General features: G+C 39.8%; 14 protein-coding genes and 1 pseudogene. 4 read left to right on the top strand and 11 right to left on the bottom strand.

Annotated features, from left to right (window positions below; genetic code table 11):
• Positions 1 to 18 precede the first annotated feature (18 nt).
• From ADM50_RS02485 to ADM50_RS02460, 6 genes are all read right to left on the bottom strand, one after another.
• On the bottom strand, positions 19 to 3057 hold the full coding sequence (locus ADM50_RS02485; RefSeq protein WP_049484414.1) for a pneumococcal-type histidine triad protein: 3039 nt from the start codon (positions 3055 to 3057) through the stop codon (positions 19 to 21).
• Positions 3058 to 3070: 13 nt separating this feature from the next.
• Positions 3071 to 3988, bottom strand: a complete 918-nt coding sequence (locus ADM50_RS02480) for a metal ABC transporter solute-binding protein, Zn/Mn family (RefSeq protein ID WP_042902313.1) — start codon at positions 3986 to 3988, stop codon at positions 3071 to 3073.
• Positions 3989 to 4183: 195 nt separating this feature from the next.
• A complete protein-coding gene (locus ADM50_RS02475; protein WP_049484413.1) occupies positions 4184 to 6721 on the bottom strand; it encodes a pneumococcal-type histidine triad protein in 2538 nt (845 codons plus the stop codon).
• Positions 6722 to 6967: 246 nt separating this feature from the next.
• Positions 6968 to 8701 (bottom strand): phosphoenolpyruvate--protein phosphotransferase, encoded by a 1734-nt coding sequence (ptsP, locus tag ADM50_RS02470; protein ID WP_000138129.1) that lies wholly within the window; start codon positions 8699 to 8701, stop codon positions 6968 to 6970.
• A 5-nt stretch (positions 8702 to 8706) separates the two neighbouring features.
• The gene (locus tag ADM50_RS02465; protein WP_000146948.1) at positions 8707 to 8970 is read right to left on the bottom strand and encodes a phosphocarrier protein HPr; all 264 of its coding nucleotides are present in this window, start codon (positions 8968 to 8970) and stop codon (positions 8707 to 8709) included.
• Between the two features lie 461 nt (positions 8971 to 9431).
• Entirely contained in the window at positions 9432 to 10652 is a 1221-nt protein-coding gene (locus tag ADM50_RS02460; protein ID WP_000661899.1) for an alpha/beta hydrolase family protein, read from the bottom strand.
• 654 nt (positions 10653 to 11306) lie between these two features.
• Between ADM50_RS02460 and nrdH the strand changes: the two genes are divergently transcribed.
• From nrdH to ADM50_RS02440, 4 genes are all read left to right on the top strand, one after another.
• Complete coding sequence (nrdH, locus tag ADM50_RS02455) at positions 11307 to 11525, top strand: glutaredoxin-like protein NrdH (protein ID WP_000259240.1); 219 nt, start codon at positions 11307 to 11309, stop codon at positions 11523 to 11525.
• Between the two features lie 80 nt (positions 11526 to 11605).
• A complete protein-coding gene (gene nrdE / locus ADM50_RS02450) occupies positions 11606 to 13765 on the top strand; it encodes a class 1b ribonucleoside-diphosphate reductase subunit alpha (protein ID WP_049484412.1) in 2160 nt (719 codons plus the stop codon).
• Positions 13766 to 13959: 194 nt separating this feature from the next.
• Entirely contained in the window at positions 13960 to 14922 is a 963-nt protein-coding gene (nrdF, locus tag ADM50_RS02445; protein WP_000451372.1) for a class 1b ribonucleoside-diphosphate reductase subunit beta, read from the top strand.
• Between the two features lie 141 nt (positions 14923 to 15063).
• Positions 15064 to 15831: a DeoR/GlpR family DNA-binding transcription regulator gene (locus ADM50_RS02440; protein WP_042902319.1), complete on the top strand. Its 768-nt coding sequence runs from the start codon at positions 15064 to 15066 to the stop codon at positions 15829 to 15831.
• A 39-nt stretch (positions 15832 to 15870) separates the two neighbouring features.
• Here the strand turns inward: ADM50_RS02440 and lacG are convergent, their stop codons facing one another.
• From lacG to ADM50_RS02415, 5 genes and pseudogenes are all read right to left on the bottom strand, one after another.
• Entirely contained in the window at positions 15871 to 17277 is a 1407-nt protein-coding gene (lacG, locus tag ADM50_RS02435; RefSeq protein WP_049484411.1) for a 6-phospho-beta-galactosidase, read from the bottom strand.
• Positions 17278 to 17361: 84 nt separating this feature from the next.
• Entirely contained in the window at positions 17362 to 19056 is a 1695-nt protein-coding gene (locus ADM50_RS02430) for a lactose-specific PTS transporter subunit EIIC (protein WP_049484410.1), read from the bottom strand.
• Complete coding sequence (locus ADM50_RS02425; protein WP_001078328.1) at positions 19056 to 19373, bottom strand: PTS lactose/cellobiose transporter subunit IIA; 318 nt, start codon at positions 19371 to 19373, stop codon at positions 19056 to 19058. The genes ADM50_RS02430 and ADM50_RS02425 overlap by 1 nt, the downstream gene beginning before the upstream one ends.
• A 35-nt stretch (positions 19374 to 19408) precedes the next feature.
• Positions 19409 to 20245 carry a PRD domain-containing protein gene (locus ADM50_RS02420; protein WP_049484409.1) on the bottom strand — a complete coding sequence of 279 codons (837 nt, stop codon included), beginning with the start codon at positions 20243 to 20245 and terminating at the stop codon, positions 19409 to 19411.
• Between the two features lie 236 nt (positions 20246 to 20481).
• Positions 20482 to 20743 (bottom strand): annotated as a pseudogene (locus ADM50_RS02415) (tagatose-bisphosphate aldolase); the annotation flags it as partial.

Genomic DNA, 20743 nt, shown 5'->3' with positions numbered 1-20743 from the left:
CCTTTCTTTTTATTCGTTTTACTGAGCACTTGGTTCAGACTCACTTTGCGCTTGTTTTTCTGTTTGTTGAGAAGCAGCTGCTTCACTGTCTTTCTCAGACTTAGATTGGCTATCAGTTTCACTTGCTTTTGAACGGAGTTCCTGGTTCAAGCTAATGATCTCTTTAGCTAGAGCGAGGAGGCCTTCTTTATCACTGCTTTTGGCTGCAAGTTGATCAAATAGGCCATCAACACGTTCAAAGTCAGCATCGGATCCCTTGTTATCCTCAAGATACTTGTGAAGAGAGAGCAAGACATTATAGAGTTTTTGGTAGATGATCACCGTTTGTGGATCTTGTTCTGCTTCTTTTTTCTCTCGTTGGATAGTCGCTGCAATACGATTTAAAAGATCCTCAAGTTGTGTTTTAGCTTCGTCAAGGTCTGCATTTTCCTTTTCAGTAGCCGCTTTGATATTAGCTGCTTCTTCAGCTAGGGATTGTTTGACACCATCTTCTTTGACACGTGCTAGGAGTTGAGCAGCTTTAGTTAGGAGAGCATCCACTTCTTCCTTCTTAACATGGCTAACCCGCTCTTCTGGCATAAAATCACCGTAGAGTTCTTTTAAGAATTCATAGATGGCGGTCTTAGCAGTTTGACTATCTACTTTTTCCGTATCTAGAATAGTCTTACCAGCTTTTGTAGATACGGGTTCTTCTTTGAGAGCCTCTTCTACTTCTAGCTTAGTTTGGTAAATAGTTGGGAATAGCTTGTTTAAGTCGGTTGCTTTTAGGAAAGATTGTGACTGGTAAAGTTCCCATGTCAACTTGGCAACACGGTTCCGAAGTTCTTCTCTCAAACGACCATCAGATACATGTTCATAGAAATACTTGATGTACTCTACTGTTGTAACTCCTGTCCGATCTCGGAAATCTTGCAAAGCCTGAAGTTTCGCTTCAATTGCAGCCAACTCTGTCTCATCCTGTGCTAGTTTTGCTTCCTGCAAATGTACCAAAAGATCTTTCTTAGGCAAGCCATAAGTATCTGTATCCAGTGTATTAATCTTATCTACTAGAGCTTGATACTTCTTATCTAAAGGTGAAGTTTCAACCGGTGCCACACTTTGATCCACATGGATATACTGTTTATCAAAGAGATCCAAGGCTGCTATATATCCAGCAGTTGAGTTAGTCGCCAGTTTTTTCATGTTTTCGGTGAACTGCCCCAAAGCAAGTTCAACCCGTCTCTGCATGATTGGCTGGTCTTTGTAGAGATTTCTGCTATCTGCTAAAAGTTGATCCACCTTAGATAGAACAGTTTGTTCATCAAATGCACCAGGTTGATAGGTCGATTGTAGGGCCGGAATCTTATTTTTCAAAGCTACTTCATAGCCCTTTGTCTGAACTTTAATGTAGTGATTGTGATCACCGTGAGGAATCACAAAGCTACCATTCTCTACTTGCAAACTATAAGGAGACACCCCATCACGTAGGGCAGTCGTATACAGTTCATTTAGGAAATCCAGTTCTGGATTCCCAGTTTGGAGAGGAATACGAACATGTTCTTTTCGAACAGCATAGGGATGGATATGGGTTGGATCATAGGCTTGATCCGGATTTCCAAAGACAAAGAATCCATTTGAAATGCGAATCGCTTCGAGCGGTACTCCGTAGGTCTGTGAGATATACTTGATTTTTTCTTCATCGCTCGCATCTCTCGAGAAACTTTCCACAGTCTTTGCAAGTGGTTGAACGTGCTGCGGCTGATGATTTTCTTTCAAGTGATCTTGGGCAGCTTTGATTTGGGCTGCAGTCAAGTTCTTCTTAAAGAAATAATGAGCGTGATCTCCATGAGAAACTACAAAACCTTGCTCATCTTCACTAATAACACGGTCAGCTGCAAAACTATGATCATGTTCTTCGCCGTGATGGTGGTCATGCTCCTCTCCATCATGGTCATGGTCTTCATGGTTGGTATCCTGACTTCCATGGTCACCGTCTTGGTCATGAGGATGATCTGGTTGAGCTGGATGCTCTGCTGGTTTGCTTGGATTTTCCAAAGGTGTTGGCTTCCCACTGTCGCTATTTAAAGGAATCATACGCGCAATCTTTTCTTCCAAGGCAGAAAGTTTTGTATACGGAATGAAATGATAGTGATTTCCATGAGGAATCGCCACGCCACTCGGTGTTCTACTTGAAATCTTAGCAGGGTCAAAAATCAAGCCATCTGATTCAGCATAACGTTGACTACTTGGAAGAGCATAGAGTTGCTGCAATAGACTTTGAAGACTCTCAGCTTGATTACTTGGTGTTTCAGCCTGTTGACTTGGGTTGGTAGTTTGACCAGTTGCGTTTGGACTCGGACGATAGTCCGTCACAGTCGGTTGTTTTCTAGTTCCAGAAAGGTAAGCTTGAGCAGCAGCTAATTCGCTAGCAGACAAGGAACTCTTTGGAATGTAGTGGTAATGTCCACCATGAGGGACAATATAAGCATCACCAGTATCTTCTATAATATCAGAAGGATTAAAGATGTAGCCATCATCAGTTGTATAGCGACCTTGAGATTGAGCAAGCGCCACTGCACTATTAGAAGTTGGTGCGTCGTGAGTATGGTCTTGTTTTTGGCGCTCAATTTCCTCCTTCGTACGAATATTATCAGCATGAGCCGCATCTTTAAGGTAGACATAATACTTACCATCAACCTTGATAATGTAGCCACCTTTGATTTCGTTGACAATATCAGCGTCTTTCAGTTGATAATTGGCATCTTTCATCAACAGTTCTTCGCTGAAAATCGCGTCAAAAGGAACTTTACCATTGTAATAATGGAAATGATCACCATGTGAAGTCACATAACCTTGATCGGTGATTTTCACGACAATTTGTTCAGCCTGAATATCTTCTTTTTTGCTAACTTGATCTGGTGTCTGGGTCTCTGTTTTTTGAGAATCTTGCTTCCCATCGACATAAGACACACGGTTATTATCTTTGTTTCCTTCTACCTGGTGTTGGTTCAATGCATAGATGCAAAGGCTTAGGGAAAGGACAAGAGCCGATCCTGCTGCAAGGCATTTCTTCTTCATTTTCATCATCTCCTCATTTTAATTCTTCTGCAAGAACATTCATATTTTCTTCTAGATTTTCTAAGTAAGTTTTGTCATTTTCAGGATCAGCTTCCAAAGGATTGAGTGTCTTTAGGCTAACTCCTGTTGATTTGACCAAGGTCTCAGCGACTTTAGAAGAAGCATTGCTCTCAGTAAAGATGGTTTTAACCTTATAGGTTTTAACGAATTCTTGGATTTCTGTCAACTGTCTCGGACTTGGCTCTTGTTCGGGAGAGATACCTGCAATACCAAGTTGATTAAGTCCAAATCGTTTAGCGAGATAAGAAAAAGCTGTGTGTTGTGTAACAAAGGTCTTTTGACTCGCTTTTTCAAAAATAGGCTGGTACTTCTTAGTCAATTCTTGTGCTTTAGCGATAAAGTTTTTAGCATTCTTTTGATACGTTTCCTTATTAGCACTATCAATCTCCGAAAGTTTGTCAGCGATAATCTGAGCTTCTTCACCTGCTTTTTCTGGATCTAACCAAGTGTGAGGGTCGTAGAGTGTTTTTTCATCGATGCCGTCACCAGCTTCAACATCTTCCAAACCTGGTACACGCTCCAAGGTCATTCCTTCAGAAGCTTCTAAAACCTTAACTTTTGAGTTTTTCAAGTTAGGATCTAGACTTCCGGCCCAAGATTCGAGCGTATGAGAATGGTAGACAAAGACATCCGCGTCATAAATAGCAGCAATGTCATTTGCTGACGGTTCAAAGGAGTGAATCCCACTACTTGACTGAATCATCCGTACATCATTCAAGTCCCCCGATACCTCTTTAACCATGGCATAGATTGGGTAAAAACTTGTTACAATCTTCATTCCTTTTGCTTCTTGTTTTTCTTTTTGACTACATGCTCCTAAGACAAGAACCAAGAGACATACCACTAATAATAGAAATGTTCTTTTTTTCATTGTTACTCCTTAACTAGTATTTAACCATTTAATTAACTAGTAAATAGTTTATCTTTATTTACACTATATGTCAAGATATTTTACATATTTTCATGAAAAAAATGAGAACTAGAACTTACATTCTGTTCTCATTTTCGATTTTAACTTTTCTAGTTCTCCTATCCTGTTTTTAGGAGTTAGAAAATGCTACTACCTTTACTTACTCTCTTTTAATAAAGCCAACAACTTTTCAGCTTCAGCCATAATGGTATTGTTATCCTGAGCACCAAATAGCAGGTTATTTTTTAAGCCAGTGAGAGTTTCTTTGGCATTGGACTTGATAATGGGGTCTTGGATCTTTGCAAGTAGCTCTTCAGCCTCTCTCAACTTCGCTTCAACCTTTTCAGTCTCGACCTGAGGTTCTTCTGGTTCCTCTGGTGATTCTTCTTCCGGCTCCTCAGTTGGTTTTGGAGATTCTGGTTTCTCACTTTGAGGCTTCTCTTCGCGTGGCTTTTCTTCCTCAGGTTTGTCTGTCCGAGGTTTCTCCTCTGATGGTTTTTCCGTTTGATTGGTATCAGCTTGACCATTTTGGTTTCTTTGAACATGGTCACTTGCATTGCCCCAACCACTATCTGAATGCGGACGTTCGTTTGGATGTTCGACATAGTACTTGACAGTCGCAAAGAGATCTTCTAGACTATACCCCTTAGGTGCCTCATAAAGTCCTTCGTCAAACCAGTCAAATTTGATGTTATGGTAATGATCATAATGAGGAATGATTAAACTACCGTTTTTAACTTCCACAGTATGTTGGAGATTGTAAGGCATACGATCAAGCGGCACCTTCTTAGCTGCTTTCACGCGGTTGTAGATAGCTTCTGCTCCTTTAGCCTCCGTATTTCCTGGATTCTGATGGTCTGTTGAAGGAGGAGTCAAACCTTTCTCTTTAGCATAAGCCTGGGCCGCTGCTCTTTCAGCTTCAGACAAACTATCTTTCTTAATCCAATGGCTATGGGTCATATGTGGAGTTACATAGGCATCCCCCTCATCACTGGTGATATCACGAGGATCAAAGATATAGCCATCTTCTGTTGTGTACTTGCCTGCCAACTTGGCCACTTGAATCTCATCATCTGTGTAAGCTATTTGCGCATTTGGTTTTCCTAGACGTTCTGGATGACGAATCGGTGCTAGAAAGGCCAAGATATCATCCACCAACTTGACTTTATCACTGCTTTCATCATTTAAACGTTCCAACAGTTTATCCAAAGTGTCAAAATCAGCTTGGCGCCCTTTATTATCAAGTAAGTCCTGATGAACTCTTGCTAGTAAATCATAAACCTTATTGTAAAATCCTTGATCACCAGATGGGAGGTTGGTTTTCTTAGCTCCGAGTTTATGATCTAAACTTTCTTGCTTGGCTAGCTTACTATCAATGGCTGCAGCAGTTTCTGCTGAAAGTTCCTTGGCAGGAATATAACGTGAGATTCCATTCTCCTCAAATACATAGCCGTCAGCTACTTTTCGAATCGCCTGTTTAACCAATTTTTCGTCAATTGGATTGCTTGGAGATGGTTGAGGATTTGGTGCAGGTTGCGGGCTTGGACTAGGTTCCGGAGTCGGTTGTGGACTTGGTTGTTCTGGTCTTGAATCCGGCACCCTATGGTTCGAACTGTACTGTAGAGGAATAATACGAGCGATTCGTTCTTCCAATTCAGACATCTGTGAATAAGGGATGAAATGGTAATGGTTCCCATGAGGCACAGCAACTCCTCTAGCTGTTCGACTTGTAATCTGTGCTGGGTCAAAGACAAGGCCATCAGATTCTACGTGTCGTTGGCTGAGTGGCAAGGCATAAAGTTGTTTCAGAAGGCTATCAATATCCTCATCACTCTGACTTGCTTGGTTATCGTCGCTACTGTTGTTAGCTGTGTTCGTGTTCGTATAGCTATTGCCTTGATTATTATAGGATGGAGTCCATCTATCTACATCGCTGCTGGTACTGTTGTTATTGGTACGGCGATAAGTAGGCGTATTTGATTGGCCACTTCTACCAGATAGGAAGGCTTCTGCGGCAGCCAATTCGCTGGCTGATAACTCACTCTTAGGAATGTAATGGTAATGGTTGCCATGAGGAACGATATAAGCATCACCAGTATCTTCAATGATATCGGATGCATTAAAGATATATCCATCATCCGTGGTATAGCGTCCCTGTGAACGTGCCAAGGCTACCGCACCATCGTTTGCTGAAGTTCCTCCTTCACGATGCTGACTATGCTCTTGTTTTTGCCGATTGATTTCTTCTTTTGTACGGACATTATCCGCATGGGCTGCATCCTTAAGGTAAACATAGTATTTTCCATCTACCTTGATAACATAACCACCCTTGATTTCACTGATAATATCCTCGTCCTTGAGCTGGTAGTTTGGATCCTTCATCAGCAACTCTTCACTGATGATAGCGTCATAAGGGACTTTGCCATTATAGTAATGATAGTGGTCGCCATGCGAAGTGACATAGCCCTGGTCTGTTATCTTGATGACGATTTGCTCCGCATTGATGCCTTCTTTCTTGCTAACCTCATCAGGAGTCAGATTCTCCGTTTTTTGTGCCGCCTGTTTTCCATCTATATAGGAAACACGATTATTTTCTTTGACTGTTCTAGCTTGATACAGTCCCAACTCGTAAGAACAGACACTTAAAATTAAAGCTGCCGCAGAACCAGCAAGGTATTTTTTATTAATTTTCATTGAAACTCACTTTCTTTTTTGATATTTCTATTTGCAATTCATTTCTAAATTGCAGAAACTCCTCTCTATTAATTAACTGGTTAATAGTTTACTCCTAAATTTGCAACTTGTCAAGAATTTTATGAACCAGTTAAGTATTTTTTTATTCTTCACCGCTACTTTCTCTAGAATGGACTTTATATAAAAAAGATTTTCTTGAAAATTCTTTAAAAAAGCCCCTGCAACTGAGTTGCAAGGACTTTTCGATTAATCAAAATTAACGTATTCTTTTTGAAGTTCAAGGACTTCTTCCATTGTTGAGCATTCTGTAAGGGCACGGTTTGCGTACTCTTCCATCTTAGCTGTATCCAATTTCTTCATCAAGCTACGCGTACGAAGTACAGATGTTGCTGACATAGAGAACTCATCCAAGCCCATTCCGACAAGAAGTGGAACAGCTTGTTGATCACCAGCCATCTCACCACACATTCCAGCCCATTTCCCTTCAGCGTGAGCTGCTTTGATCACATTGTTGATCAAGCGTAGGATTGATGGGTTGTATGGTTGGTAAAGGTATGAAACTTGTTCGTTCATACGGTCTGCTGCCATTGTGTATTGGATCAAGTCGTTTGTACCAATTGAGAAGAAGTCAACTTCTTTAGCAAATTGATCTGCAAGCATGGCTGCTGCTGGGATTTCGATCATGATACCAACTTGGATATTATCCGCAACTGCAACACCTTCAGCAAGAAGGTTTGCTTTTTCTTCGTCAAAGACTGCTTTCGCTGCACGGAATTCTTTCAAGAGCGCAACCATTGGGAACATGATACGCAATTGACCGTGAACAGACGCACGAAGAAGGGCACGGATTTGTGTGCGGAACATAGCATCTCCAGTCTCAGAGATAGAGATACGAAGGGCACGGAATCCAAGGAATGGGTTCATTTCGTGAGGCATATCGAAGTAAGGAAGTTCCTTATCTCCACCGATATCCATTGTACGAACGACAACAGGTTTACCGTTCATTCCTTCAAGTACAGCCTTGTAAGCTTCGTATTGCTCGTCTTCTGTTGGGAAGTCTTGAGAATCCATGTACAAGAACTCTGTACGGTAAAGACCAACAGCTTCAGCACCGTTGTCATTGACACCTTCAACGTCTTTTGGAGTACCGATGTTGGCAGCCAATTCAAAGTGTTTGCCATCAGCAGTTACTGTTTTAGCATCTTTCAAGAGAGCCCATTCAGCTTTTTGTTTCGCATAAGCTTCACCAGCAGCCTTGAATTCAGCCGCTTGCTCATCAGTTGGATTGATAATAACCTCACCTGTGATACCGTTAACGGCAAGAATATCACCGTCTTTAACGATTTCAGTGATGTTGTTTGTTCCCAATACTGCTGCAATTTCAAGTGTACGCGCCATGATAGCAGAGTGGCTTGTACGTCCACCAATGTTGGTTACAAAAGCTTTTACAAAGTTTTTGTCCAATTGAGCTGTATCTGAAGGAGTCAAGTCATGCGCAATCACAATCACTTCTTCATTGATAGAAGCTGGGTTTGGCAATTTTTTACCAAGGAGGTTGGCCAATACACGTTTTGTCACGTCGCGGATATCCGCAGCGCGTTCTTGCATGTATGGGTTGTCTTCCATGCCTTCAAAGATAGTGATAAACATGTCTGTTACTTCTTTCAGACCTGCTTCTGCATTCACTTTCTTCGCACGGATTGTTTCCTTGATTTGGCTGATCATTTCTGGGTCAGCAAGAACCATTAAGTGAGCGTCAAAAACTTGAGCTGCTTCTTCACCGAGCGTACCTACTGCTTTCTCGCGAATAACAGAAAGCTCGTCTTGTGATGCCTGTAGAGCGGCATCAAGGCGAGCTTCTTCTGCGTTTGTATCTTCGACTGTAATAGTCTCAAATGACAAATCCGGTTGAACGAGTAGATATGCTTTTGCAACTGCAACACCGTCAGATGCTGCGATTCCTTTAAGCATTTCTGTCATTTTCCTTATGCCAATCCTTCTTTTTCCATAGTTTCAGTGATAGCAGCGATTGCGTCGTCAGCATCTGCACCTTCAGCTGAAATTGTAACGTCAGCACCTTGGCCAACACCAAGACTCATAACACCCATGATAGATTTAAGATTTACTGATTTACCTTTGTATTCAAGAGTGATATCTGAAGCAAATTTGCTAGCTGTTTGAACCAACAATGTTGCTGGACGCGCGTGAATACCTGTTTCTGCCACTACGTGGAAATCTTTAGAAGCCATAGTTTGACTCTCCTTTAGTTATTTCTTTTTTGAGTTATATGTGATAACCCTTACAAGACTGTATTATATCACCTTCTAGATAATTTTTCAAGTATTTTATGGACTTTTACTGAAAATGAAATTACTTCTTTTTCTATTAAATGAGCACTCTAGTAACTAAATAGCATATTTAAACACTAATTGTTCAAAGAATGTCATCATCAAAATTCAATTTTCAAAGCTATTTTCCCTTAATACCAATCAGAGGACAATCCTAGTAAATAATGAAATAATACTATTTAACTATAATTAATATAACTCAGTAAATCCATTATTTGAAAAGACTTCATCAAATCCTGAAATTCTAAAACCTACTCTTACCATCAACAGTAGAGAATTTATCCAATTTGCTACTTAAAGTAAAATAAGTTTGTAGCCCCTAACAGTAAAAAGGTAGATATATCTAAGTGGTATAAGTAGAACTAAAACTTTGATTGATTCCATTCAAATAAAGTATCCAACCAATCAAAAACGACATTATGGGCGAGTCTTAGATTATTGACTTGGCAATGAGCGTCCGCACCACTTTCCGCCTCAAATACTTGAAGTTTAGTTTGTTGATTTTTAGATTTAAGTTCTTCATAAATCACCTTAGTTTGATGCTGCAGTTCAGCACCCTCACCCTTTCCCATGATAAAAAGGCATGGGCATTGAATTTTTTGGTAATCCACAATCTTTGCATGGTTAAATACATCATCAATAGCACTCTTAAAATCAGAAGTACCAAACTGCCATGCATACTTTTTAAGATTTAAATTTGCTGATTCATTCCAATTTCCAGCTAATTTTAAAATGGCATTTATTAACCAACTAGGTGCTTTCAAACTTGATCCAAATTCTTTTCTGAAAAGTTCTGCAACGTCGTAAATAGGGGTACTAGCAATCCAAGCATGAATTCTTGGATCCTTTTCGACAGCTTGTGCAGTAAAATATCCCCCTCCGCTGACACCATAAATAGCTAAATAATTTAGTTTAGGATTTCTATTTTCCAACCAGTCTATGCATAATGAAATTGGAATAGAAGCATCCACATCAAAGACCAGCCCTCTACTAGGATTGCTCCCTTGACCAGGAAGATCAACCATTAAAACATTATAATTTCGTATCCATCCAGGATATCCTGCAAAGTAAAATAAATCTTCGCGATAAGTATCACCTCCACCAATCATGATTATCGTTGGGCAATTATCGTCGCTATGAAGATAATAACCAGGCAAGTAAGAACCCTGATAGGGAATAGTTAATTTTTCAATCGGTGCACCTAGTGAATGAATTGCACTAGAAAACACCTTCTCCATTTGACGAACGGTCGGTAAATACTCTTCAGAAAATGGATCGGTAAATTGGATTGCCGAGCGAAGTGAGTAGGTCTGTGCAAGATAATACTGCGCCTTTGTTTGTTCACTCAATCCTGAATTACTTGCTTCTTGTTCAAGGTAGTTTACATGCGATAAAAATACATTTTTCCAGTCATCAGGCTTTGGTGAGTTCCCCAATCTTTGAGCAAGATAATAAAGCTCTCCATGAGAGAAACCAAAAATTTCACCGATTCCTAACAACCAATTGAAGAAAAAATCCGTATCACCATTCTTAAAAAATATTTGAGTCGATTGCCGTTTTAAAATAACATCATTTTCTTTCACCACGCGCCTCCTAATTCTGTGTTCTTTCATTCATTTAATCTAATTATAATCTGATAACATTCTCTATCAAACAAAAGCATTCAGATATCCATTTTTTAATCTTATAATCACAGATAGTGTATCACATAAAATGAACTTTTTCAAACATTGTATTTATATACTCCTTATGAAAGGATACGAAACTCATAAGTATCCTATATAAAATTAACCAATGATCCATTTTTATGAATACATCATAATCTGTCATTTCCACTTTGGTTATATTTTAGATATTCTAATACAAAATATTGGGACATCTTGTGTAGAAAATTTCTTTTTTTCGTAAATATTACAGTTTCTATTTTATTAAAGTATTGTCTCAGCTAGACTTATTCCTGTTCTTACGATTTTTGCTATTTTCTTCGTTTTCCTTTCTGATAACTTGCTGAAAATCTTCTATTTATCTTACCAATATACAGTATATAGTTTTTTTGTTTTGATAAACTTTGATAGTTCAATGAAAACCCAATTTTACACTCTGACAAAACACTATATCTTGTGCTTTGTTTTTGAAACTGTAACTTTTTAGCACAAGATTTAGTTTAAAAAGTTTGACAAAGTTTTTTTTTCTGATATACTAAGAAAGTAATCTATTTTGAAAGAGGAGTTACGAAAATGGTAACCGTTTATTCTAAAAACAACTGTGTCCAATGTAAGATGACCAAGCGTTTCTTGGACAGCAACAATGTCGCTTATCGTGAGATCAATCTCGACGAGCAACCAGAGTACATCGATCAAGTTAAAGAGCTCGGTTTCAGCGCAGCTCCTGTTATCCAAACACCAACTGAAGTCTTTTCAGGCTTCCAACCAGGAAAACTGAAACAATTAGCATAATCTTAGTACATCATCCAGAAGAGATTGCTTCTAGGGCTAACTTAGAGGCCTTTCTTTTGTAATTAGATAAAGGAAATTTTATGGGATTAAAACATCTTGAGGACGTAACTTACTTCCGTCTCAATAACGAAATCAACCGTCCTGTCAATGGACAAATCATGCTTCATAAAGATAAGGAAGCCTTGGATGCCTTCTTTAAAGAAAATGTAGTTCCAAATACCATGGTTTTTGATTCAATTACTGATAAAATCAACTACCTTATTGAACATAACTACATCGAAACTGCATTTCTCAAGAAATACCGTCCAGAGTTTTTGGAAGAATTGCATCAATTTATCAAGGACCAAAACTTCCAATTCAAATCATTCATGGCTGCCTATAAGTTTTACAACCAGTATGCCTTGAAGACTAATGACGGTGAATATTACCTTGAAAGTATGGAAGACCGTGTCTTCTTTAACGCGCTTTATTTTGCTGACGGGGATGAAGCGATTGCGACTGATATTGCCAATGAAATCATCCACCAACGCTATCAACCAGCTACTCCTTCCTTCTTGAATGCTGGTCGTGCTCGTCGTGGAGAGTTGGTATCTTGTTTCTTGATTCAAGTAACTGATGACATGAACTCTATCGGACGTTCCATCAACTCAGCTCTCCAACTTTCACGTATCGGTGGTGGTGTGGGAATTTCCCTCAGCAACCTTCGTGAAGCTGGAGCTCCTATCAAAGGTTATGAAGGTGCTGCTTCTGGTGTCGTACCAGTTATGAAGCTTTTTGAAGACAGCTTCTCTTACTCAAACCAACTCGGGCAACGTCAAGGTGCTGGGGTTGTCTACCTCAACGTCTTTCACCCAGATATCATCGCTTTCCTTTCAACTAAGAAAGAAAATGCCGATGAAAAAGTTCGTGTTAAGACCCTCTCACTTGGAGTTGTGGTGCCCGATAAATTCTACGAATTGGCTCGTAAAAATGAAGAAATGTACCTCTTCAGCCCTTACTCTGTAGAGCTTGAGTATGGTGTGCCATTCAACTATATCGATATCACTGAGAAATATGATGAATTGGTTGCAAATCCAAATATCCGCAAGACAAAAATCAAGGCGCGTGATTTGGAAACTGAAATTTCTAAATTGCAACAAGAGTCTGGTTACCCTTATGTAGTCAACATTGATACAGCCAACCGTGCGAATCCCGTTGATGGTAAGATTATCATGAGTAACTTGTGCTCTGAGATTCTTCAAGTTCAAGAACCAAGCTTGATCAACGATGCTCAAGAATTCCTTCAAATGGGAACGGACGTTTCATGTAACCTTGGTTCAACCAACGTTGTCAACATGATGACTTCACCTGACTTTGGTCGTTCTATCCGTGCGATGGTTCGTGCTTTGACTTTCGTTACAGATAGTTCACACATCGTAGCTGTTCCTACTATCGACCACGGAAACAGTTTGGCTCACACCTTTGGTCTTGGTGCCATGGGACTTCATAGTTACCTTGCCCAACAACTGATTGAGTACGGATCACCTGAGTCAATTGAATTTACAAGCATCTACTTTATGCTTATGAACTACTGGACCTTGGTAGAATCTAATAACATCGCGCGCGAACGTGGTATCACCTTCCACAACTTTGAAAAATCAGACTATGCTAATGGAAGCTACTTTGACAAGTATGTGACAGGCGAGTTTGTTCCAAAATCAGACCGTGTTAAAGAACTCTTTAAAGATGTCTTTATCCCAAGTGCTGCTGACTGGGCTGAACTTCGCGAAAAGGTTCAAGCAGATGGTCTTTATCACCAAAACCGTCTAGCTGTTGCTCCAAATGGTTCTATCAGCTACATCAACGATGTTTCTGCTTCTATCCACCCGATTACGCAACGCATTGAAGAACGCCAAGAGAAGAAAATCGGTAAAATCTACTATCCTGCTGCAGGTTTGTCAACAGATACTATCCCTTACTACACTTCTGCTTATGACATGGATATGCGTAAGGTGATTGATGTTTACGCTGCCGCAACTGAACACGTGGACCAAGGGCTTTCACTCACTCTCTTCATGCGTAGCGACATTCCAAAAGGTCTTTACGAATGGAAGAAAGAGAACAAACAAACGACACGTGACTTGTCTATCCTTCGTAACTATGCCTTCAACAAGGGTATCAAGTCTATCTACTACGTCCGTACCTTTACAGATGATGGTGGAGAAGTCGGTGCTAACCAATGTGAAAGCTGTGTGATTTAATTTTTATCTGGGGCAACCACATTTTCTCAGACTACTGATTAAGTTCCCCATCATACAAAACTTGATAAGTATCTTAAATACTATGAAAAACTAAAAAGTCGGGCTTCCGACTTTTTGTGCGATACTCTTCTCAGACTATGATAAAATAGAGATGATTCGGCAATCGCATTATTACATACAGAAAGAGATTTCAAATGGAAACTTACTACAAAGCCATTAACTGGAATGCCATCGAAGATGTCATCGACAAATCAACTTGGGAAAAGCTGACAGAGCAATTCTGGCTCGATACGCGTATTCCCTTGTCAAATGACCTAGACGACTGGAGAAAACTATCAAACAAAGAAAAAGACTTGGTTGGAAAAGTCTTTGGTGGTTTGACCCTTTTGGATACCATGCAATCTGAAACAGGGGTTCAAGCACTTCGCGCAGACATCCGTACACCACATGAGGAAGCTGTTTTCAACAACATCCAGTTTATGGAATCTGTCCACGCAAAATCCTATTCTTCTATCTTTTCGACCTTGAATACCAAGGCCGAAATCGAAGAAATCTTTGAATGGACCAACACTAATCCCTACCTTCAGAGAAAAGCGGAGATTATCAATGAAATCTACCTCAATGGTAGCCCACTAGAAAAGAAAGTTGCCAGTGTCTTCCTTGAAACCTTCCTCTTCTACTCTGGTTTCTTTACACCACTTTACTATCTCGGTAACAACAAACTGGCCAACGTTGCGGAAATCATCAAACTGATCATTCGTGATGAGTCTGTTCATGGAACTTACATTGGTTACAAATTCCAACTTGGTTTCAATGAATTACCTGAAGAAGAGCAAGAAAAACTCAAAGAATGGATGTACGACCTGCTCTACACTCTCTACGAGAACGAAGAAGGTTATACAGAAAGTCTCTATGACGGTGTTGGTTGGACTGAAGAAGTTAAAACCTTTCTTCGTTACAATGCCAATAAGGCCCTTATGAATCTTGGACAAGATCCACTCTTCCCAGATTCAGCTGATGATGTCAACCCAATCGTTATGAACGGTATTTCAACAGGAACTTCTAACCACGACTTCTTCTCTCAAGTCGGAAATGGTTACCTCCTTGGTGAAGTTGAAGCCATGCAAGACGAGGACTACAACTACGGTTTAGACTAATTTGGCCGATCATTCAAAATATCATGGTTTGTTTAAAACAACCATGATATTTTTGTTTTTTTGTTTTATTTTGTTTTTTTCTATTTGATTAATTGAGCGTTTTATGGTAAGATAATAATAGTAGAAATCGAGGTGATAAGGATGCTAAAGCAAGAAAAACTAGATAGTATTCTAGAAGCAGTAAACACAAAAGGCACTATTACTGTAAAAGAGATTATGGAGAGTCTTGATGTGTCAGATATGACAGCTCGCCGCTACTTACAAGAATTGGCAGATAAAGATTTGCTGGTTCGTGTGCATGGTGGCGCTGAAAAACTTCGTACAGGTTCTCTCTTAAACAACGAACGCTCAAACGTTGAAAAACAAGGCTTGCAGATTGCTGAAAAACAAGAAATTAGCCGTTTTGCAGGTCATTTGATTGACGAAGGTGAAACCATTTTTATCGGGCCAGGAACAACCTTAGAATGTTTTGCTCGTGAACTCCCAATTGATAATATTCGTGTTGTAACAAACAGTCTTCCAGTTTTTCTCATCCTAAACGAACGAAAACTAACAGATTTGATTTTGATTGGTGGAAATTATCGCTCTATCACTGGAGCTTTTGTGGGAACACTTACCCTGCAGGATTTAGCCAATCTTCAGTTTTCTAAAGCTTTTGTAAGTTGTAATGGTATCAAGGATAAAGCTATTGCTACTTTCAGTGAAGAAGAGGGCGAGGTTCAACGAATCGCCTTGAACAATGCCAATAAAAAATACTTACTGGCAGACCACAGCAAGTTTAATAAGTTTGATTTTTACACTTTCTACAATATCTCAGAGATTGATACCATCGTTTCAGATTCCAAACTGAGTCAGGAAACATTTGAAGATCTATCGAAACAAACAACCATTCTTTTATCAAAACCATAAAAATTCCCCTGCCTTTTGGCGGGGAATTTTTGTTGAATTTTAATCAATAAGTTGTGTCTCAGCTAGTTTCTTGTACCAGTGAGCCGATTTCTTTGGATAGCGCTCCTGAGTCTCAAAATCAACATAGAAGAGACCGTAACGCTTTTCATAGCCATTTGACCAAGAAAAGACATCCATTAGCGACCAGATAAAGTATCCTTTGACATTGGCTCCATCAGAGATTGCAGATGCAATCACTTCCATATGTTTCTTAACATAATCAATCCGCCCATCATCGTAGACTGTCCCATCCACAAACTCATCTTTGTATCCGAGACCATTCTCAGTGATGTAGATTTTTTTGTAATTAGGATAATCTTTCTTCACGCGCATGATTTGGTCATACAAACCTTGAGGGTAGATAATCCAATCCCAATCGGTACGTGGGACATAATCAGGAGCTACACGACGACCAACTCCCTTAATCTGATACTTAGAGCTTCCTTTTTCACCTTTTCCATTGTGGATGATTTCCGTCTCTCCATCAAAGGCTTGCATCCAATCACTCATATAGTAGTTAATTCCTAGGAAGTCGTTCAAGTCTTTTGCAGCTTCTAGGACTGCGAAGTCTTCTTCACGCAAATCTAAGCTTCCACCATTGACTGCTAAGATATGGTTGACACCTTCCATGGTTTCTTCGGAATATCGTCCTAGATAAGTTGCATCCAAAATAAATTTATTGTGAATGATATCTTCTAACTCAGCCGCTCGAACATCTGCTGGATTATCTGGATCCAGAGGATACTTAGTAGGCAGGGCATGAACCACACCAATTTCACCTTTATAACCTTTACCTTTATATAGCTTGACTGCACGCGCATGCGACACCATCATATTGTGATGAGATTGGAAGACTTTGGCAAGGTCGTACTGAATACCTGGAGGGAATTTCCCAACCAAGTATTGACCATCACCAATTGGCCCAATTTCATTAAAGGTTGTCCAATAGTTAACTTCAGGAAATTCTTCAAAACAGAAAGCCGCGTAGTCTACAAAGTGTTCAATGTTTTCACGGTTTAAGAAGTCTCCATTTGAATGTAGAGCTTCTGGCGTGTCAAAGTGATGAAGAGTTACAAAGGGCTCAACATGCCGTTTGTGACATTCTGCAAATAGATTATGATAGAACTCAACCCCCTTGTCATTAACCTTCCCATAACCAGTTGGAAAGATACGTGACCAAGCGATTGAAATACGGATACCATTGACACCATACTCTTCTGCAAGTTTGAGGTCAACTGGGTATTTGTGGTAGAAATCACTGGCTGGTTCAGCAGTGTACCAGTAGTTATCTTTGAGGTATTTGTCCCAGGCAACTGGTCCTTTACCATCGGTATTGGTCGCACCTTCTGCTTGATAGGCTGCTGTTGCCCCGCCAAAAATAAAGTCTTTTGGAAGTGTTTTTGTCATTTGATTCACCTTTCAAGAAATAGAAATGAGATGGAGATAGAGTTGGGAGGAGTTCCGCCATCTCACTTCTTTGCTCTTTACCTTTTACTCTTCGAACTGCGCTTGAACAAAGGCAAGAGCGCCTTTTCCATCACGAGTCAGTTTAATGTATTGGCCACCTTCTGTCTTGGCAAGTTTGATACCAAGTTTGTCGGTTTCGGCCTTCATGTCTTCAAAGTTTGAAGCAACTTGAGGAGCAAGGATAACCAGATCAAACTCAGGCAACATTTCACGGTGAGCACCATAGCCACCAGCTGCTGCTTTAACAGGAACTTTGTACTCTGCAGCTGCCTTGTTTAGAGCATTTGCAAGGAGACCACTTGTACCTCCTCCTGCACAGAGAACGAGAACATTTGTTTCTTCTGTGATTGTGTTTTGCGCTGCTTCTACACCAGCTTTTTCAAGAATAGCATCTGCTTTGGCAGTATTGAAGTTTGCAGCTACTTTTTCTTTCAATTCATCATTGGCTTTGCCTGAACGCTCTTCTTCAAGAATTTGTTCATCATAAACCTTGAGGAATGGATAGTAAATGGCTACGTCAACAAGGATTAACAAAGCAGCAAGTACAAATGACAAGAATTGGAAGTTTGTACCGAGAACAATACCGAGCGGACCTGGTGTTGTCCAAGGAAGGTTGGCAGTAAATGAGTTCATGCCAAGCGTTTCAATAAAGAATTTAAAGATCCATACGTTGGCAATTGGCGCAAAGATGAAAGGAATAAAGAAAATCGGATTCAATACAAGCGGTGCACCAAACAAGATTGGTTCATTTACACCAAAGAAAGTTGGAACTACTGAAGCACGTCCGATTGCACGGTTTCGTTTTGATTTAGTTAACCACATGAACATGAATGGAACAACCAGTGTCGCACCAGTACCACCCATGGTAACGATAAACATTTGTGTACCAGAAGTAAGAATCTTGTCAGCGTGCATACCTTGTTGGAGAAGGTTCAAGTTGACTTCGGCATTTGCATAGGTAATAGCTGCGATTGCTGGTTCAACGATAGATGGACCATGGATGCCAACAAACCAGAAGAAGGCAAAGGCACCAAAGATAATGGTAATACCTAGATAACCATCAGCAGCAGAGAATAATGGTGCAAAGAATTTACCGATTGATTCAGCTACGCTTGCACCAACAAAATGACGAGCTAGTAAATCGAGAGCATAAAGAGAAACCACTGATAGAGTGAATGGAATCACATCTTTAAAGACTTGTGAGATATTTGGTGGAACTTCGTCAGGCATGCGAATAGTGACGTTGTTCTTAACACAGACCTTATAGATAGCTACAGTAACAAAGGCAGCAAGAAAGGCTGAAAGCAACCCTTTTGTCCCCAAGAATCCAGTAGCTAGGCCATTTTCGATAGGATCAGCTGCCAACATTAACAAACCAACAATCGCAGCCAAAAGTGTCGACATATAGTTGATTTGGTTGGTTTTCTCCATGCTACGGTTTACTGAGTCGGTCAATGACTTAGCTGTTGTACCAGCTACCAAGAGAGCTAGAATCCCCATTGAATAGCTATAAGCTTTCATGAGGAGATTGACAACATCGTCAGACCATTTAAAGCCCCATGAGTTTGGTACAAAAGCAATCAAGATAAAGATACTTGAGAAGAGAATAACTGGCATTCCAGCAATGAAACCATCTCGAATGGCACGAAGGTAGATATTACGAGACAGTTTTTCAAAGAAAGGCTTTCCTTTCTCGATAAAAGCAATTAATTTATTCATTACTTAACTCCTCTCTTGTAGAGTTCGATTAAATGGTGCATCAAATCTTTTAACAAGATAGTTGTCATCAAGTGATCCTGACCGTGCATCATGGTTACACTATAGGCTAAGTCCTCACCTGAAGCTTCCTTAGTTAATAGACTTGTTTGCGCGTGATGAGCCTCAGCGATGCAACCACCAGCTTCCTCTACGAGAGTATCAGCTTTCGCAAAATCGCCAGCTTCAGCAGCCTTCAAGGCTTCCAATAGTTTTGAACGAGCATCGCCAGCATAGGCTACGATTTCAAAACCTAACAATGTTACTTCTTCTCTATTCATGATAGAATTCTCCTTATGTATTTTTAATTAAATTTTTATGACAATAAACGTTGGATATGTAGAACTAGATAAACTCGTTCACTTTTATACAAATCAAGACCCGTATGTTGCGTAATCACATCATAGATCTTGGAACCAATCTCGAACGCTTTTGGATAGGATTGTTTAATATGATCTTCCATATCCAGAAGTGATTGGTTATCATCTCTGGAACGGTCTAAATAATCCAAAAAATAGTTGAGATGAATCATAAAGCGATCATAGAAATGGTTATTCTCTTTGGTTCGTTGAATAGCGTAAGTCTGTAGCACTTCTTCAACATTCTTGAGGATTTCTTTCCTCTTGTCTATCGACTCAACCACTTGAACTTCGTTCTCCCCTTCGGCATTGATGAAATGATAAGCGATCCGAATAATTTCATCCTCAGGGAAATGATCTGTCAACTTCTGACGATAGATTTCAAAGGCTTCCTTTGCGATTTGAAAAGCGATAGGATACTTGGCAGAAATATCTGGCAGATTGCTATCCTTGTACCTTCCTTGTGTTAGAGCTTGATAAGAACAGTAAATATGATCTGTCAAGGTTACGTAGAGATACTCTTGAATCGGATAATGATATTTCTTTGATAGCTTATCAATGATTTCATAAGTCACTGTGATAAAATCAAGCGGAACATCTTTGAGGAGAGCCATAAAGTTTTCTCTGGACTCTTCTGTCTTCATCCGAAAGATTTTCTCAACTTGATCTTCAGAAATTAAATCCCCCTTCTTTTTCCCAAATGCAATCCCCTTACCAATCACAATCACCTCTTCTCCTTTGTCATTTCTGACAAGCGAGACGTTGTGATTCATTGGGTTTAGAATTCGATACATGTCAACCTCCTTTTATATCTTAAAGGTATATGAGTACAAAAAATGACCACAAATGAACTAGAAAATCAGCCGATTTCTAATTCACCTGTGATCATGCCTAATATTACTTAGTAACACTCACCTTGTATTAACTTGTGATTTAAGTATAGCACAAGTAAGTTTTTTTGTAAACCTTTACATTCAACTTTTTTTAAAATTTTTATTTAGATCAATGTTCCTAAGATTAGGGGGAAAACTTATACACGTTCAGTCCATGAAGTCGCTGTGGTTTGGAGAACTTTGTTGAGTTCATCAATGTTCTCAAATCCAGTTGTGCGTAGCCATTCACGAGCTGCTGCTTCACCGTCTTTAATGTAGGCTTCAACTGATCCTGCCCAGGTTGCACGTCCACAAAGAACTCCGTTGAAGTTTGCTCCTGATTCGTGGGCAAAGACAAGCGTTTCTTGGAAGAGTTTAGCTGATACACCTGCACTCAAGTAGATGTATGGAAGATTTGTT

Origin of the sequence: Streptococcus oralis (assembly GCF_001075675.1) — a bacterium.
Taxonomy (GTDB): Bacteria; Bacillota; Bacilli; order Lactobacillales; family Streptococcaceae; genus Streptococcus; species Streptococcus oralis_V.
This window is presented reverse-complemented; position numbering and strand designations above follow the sequence as displayed.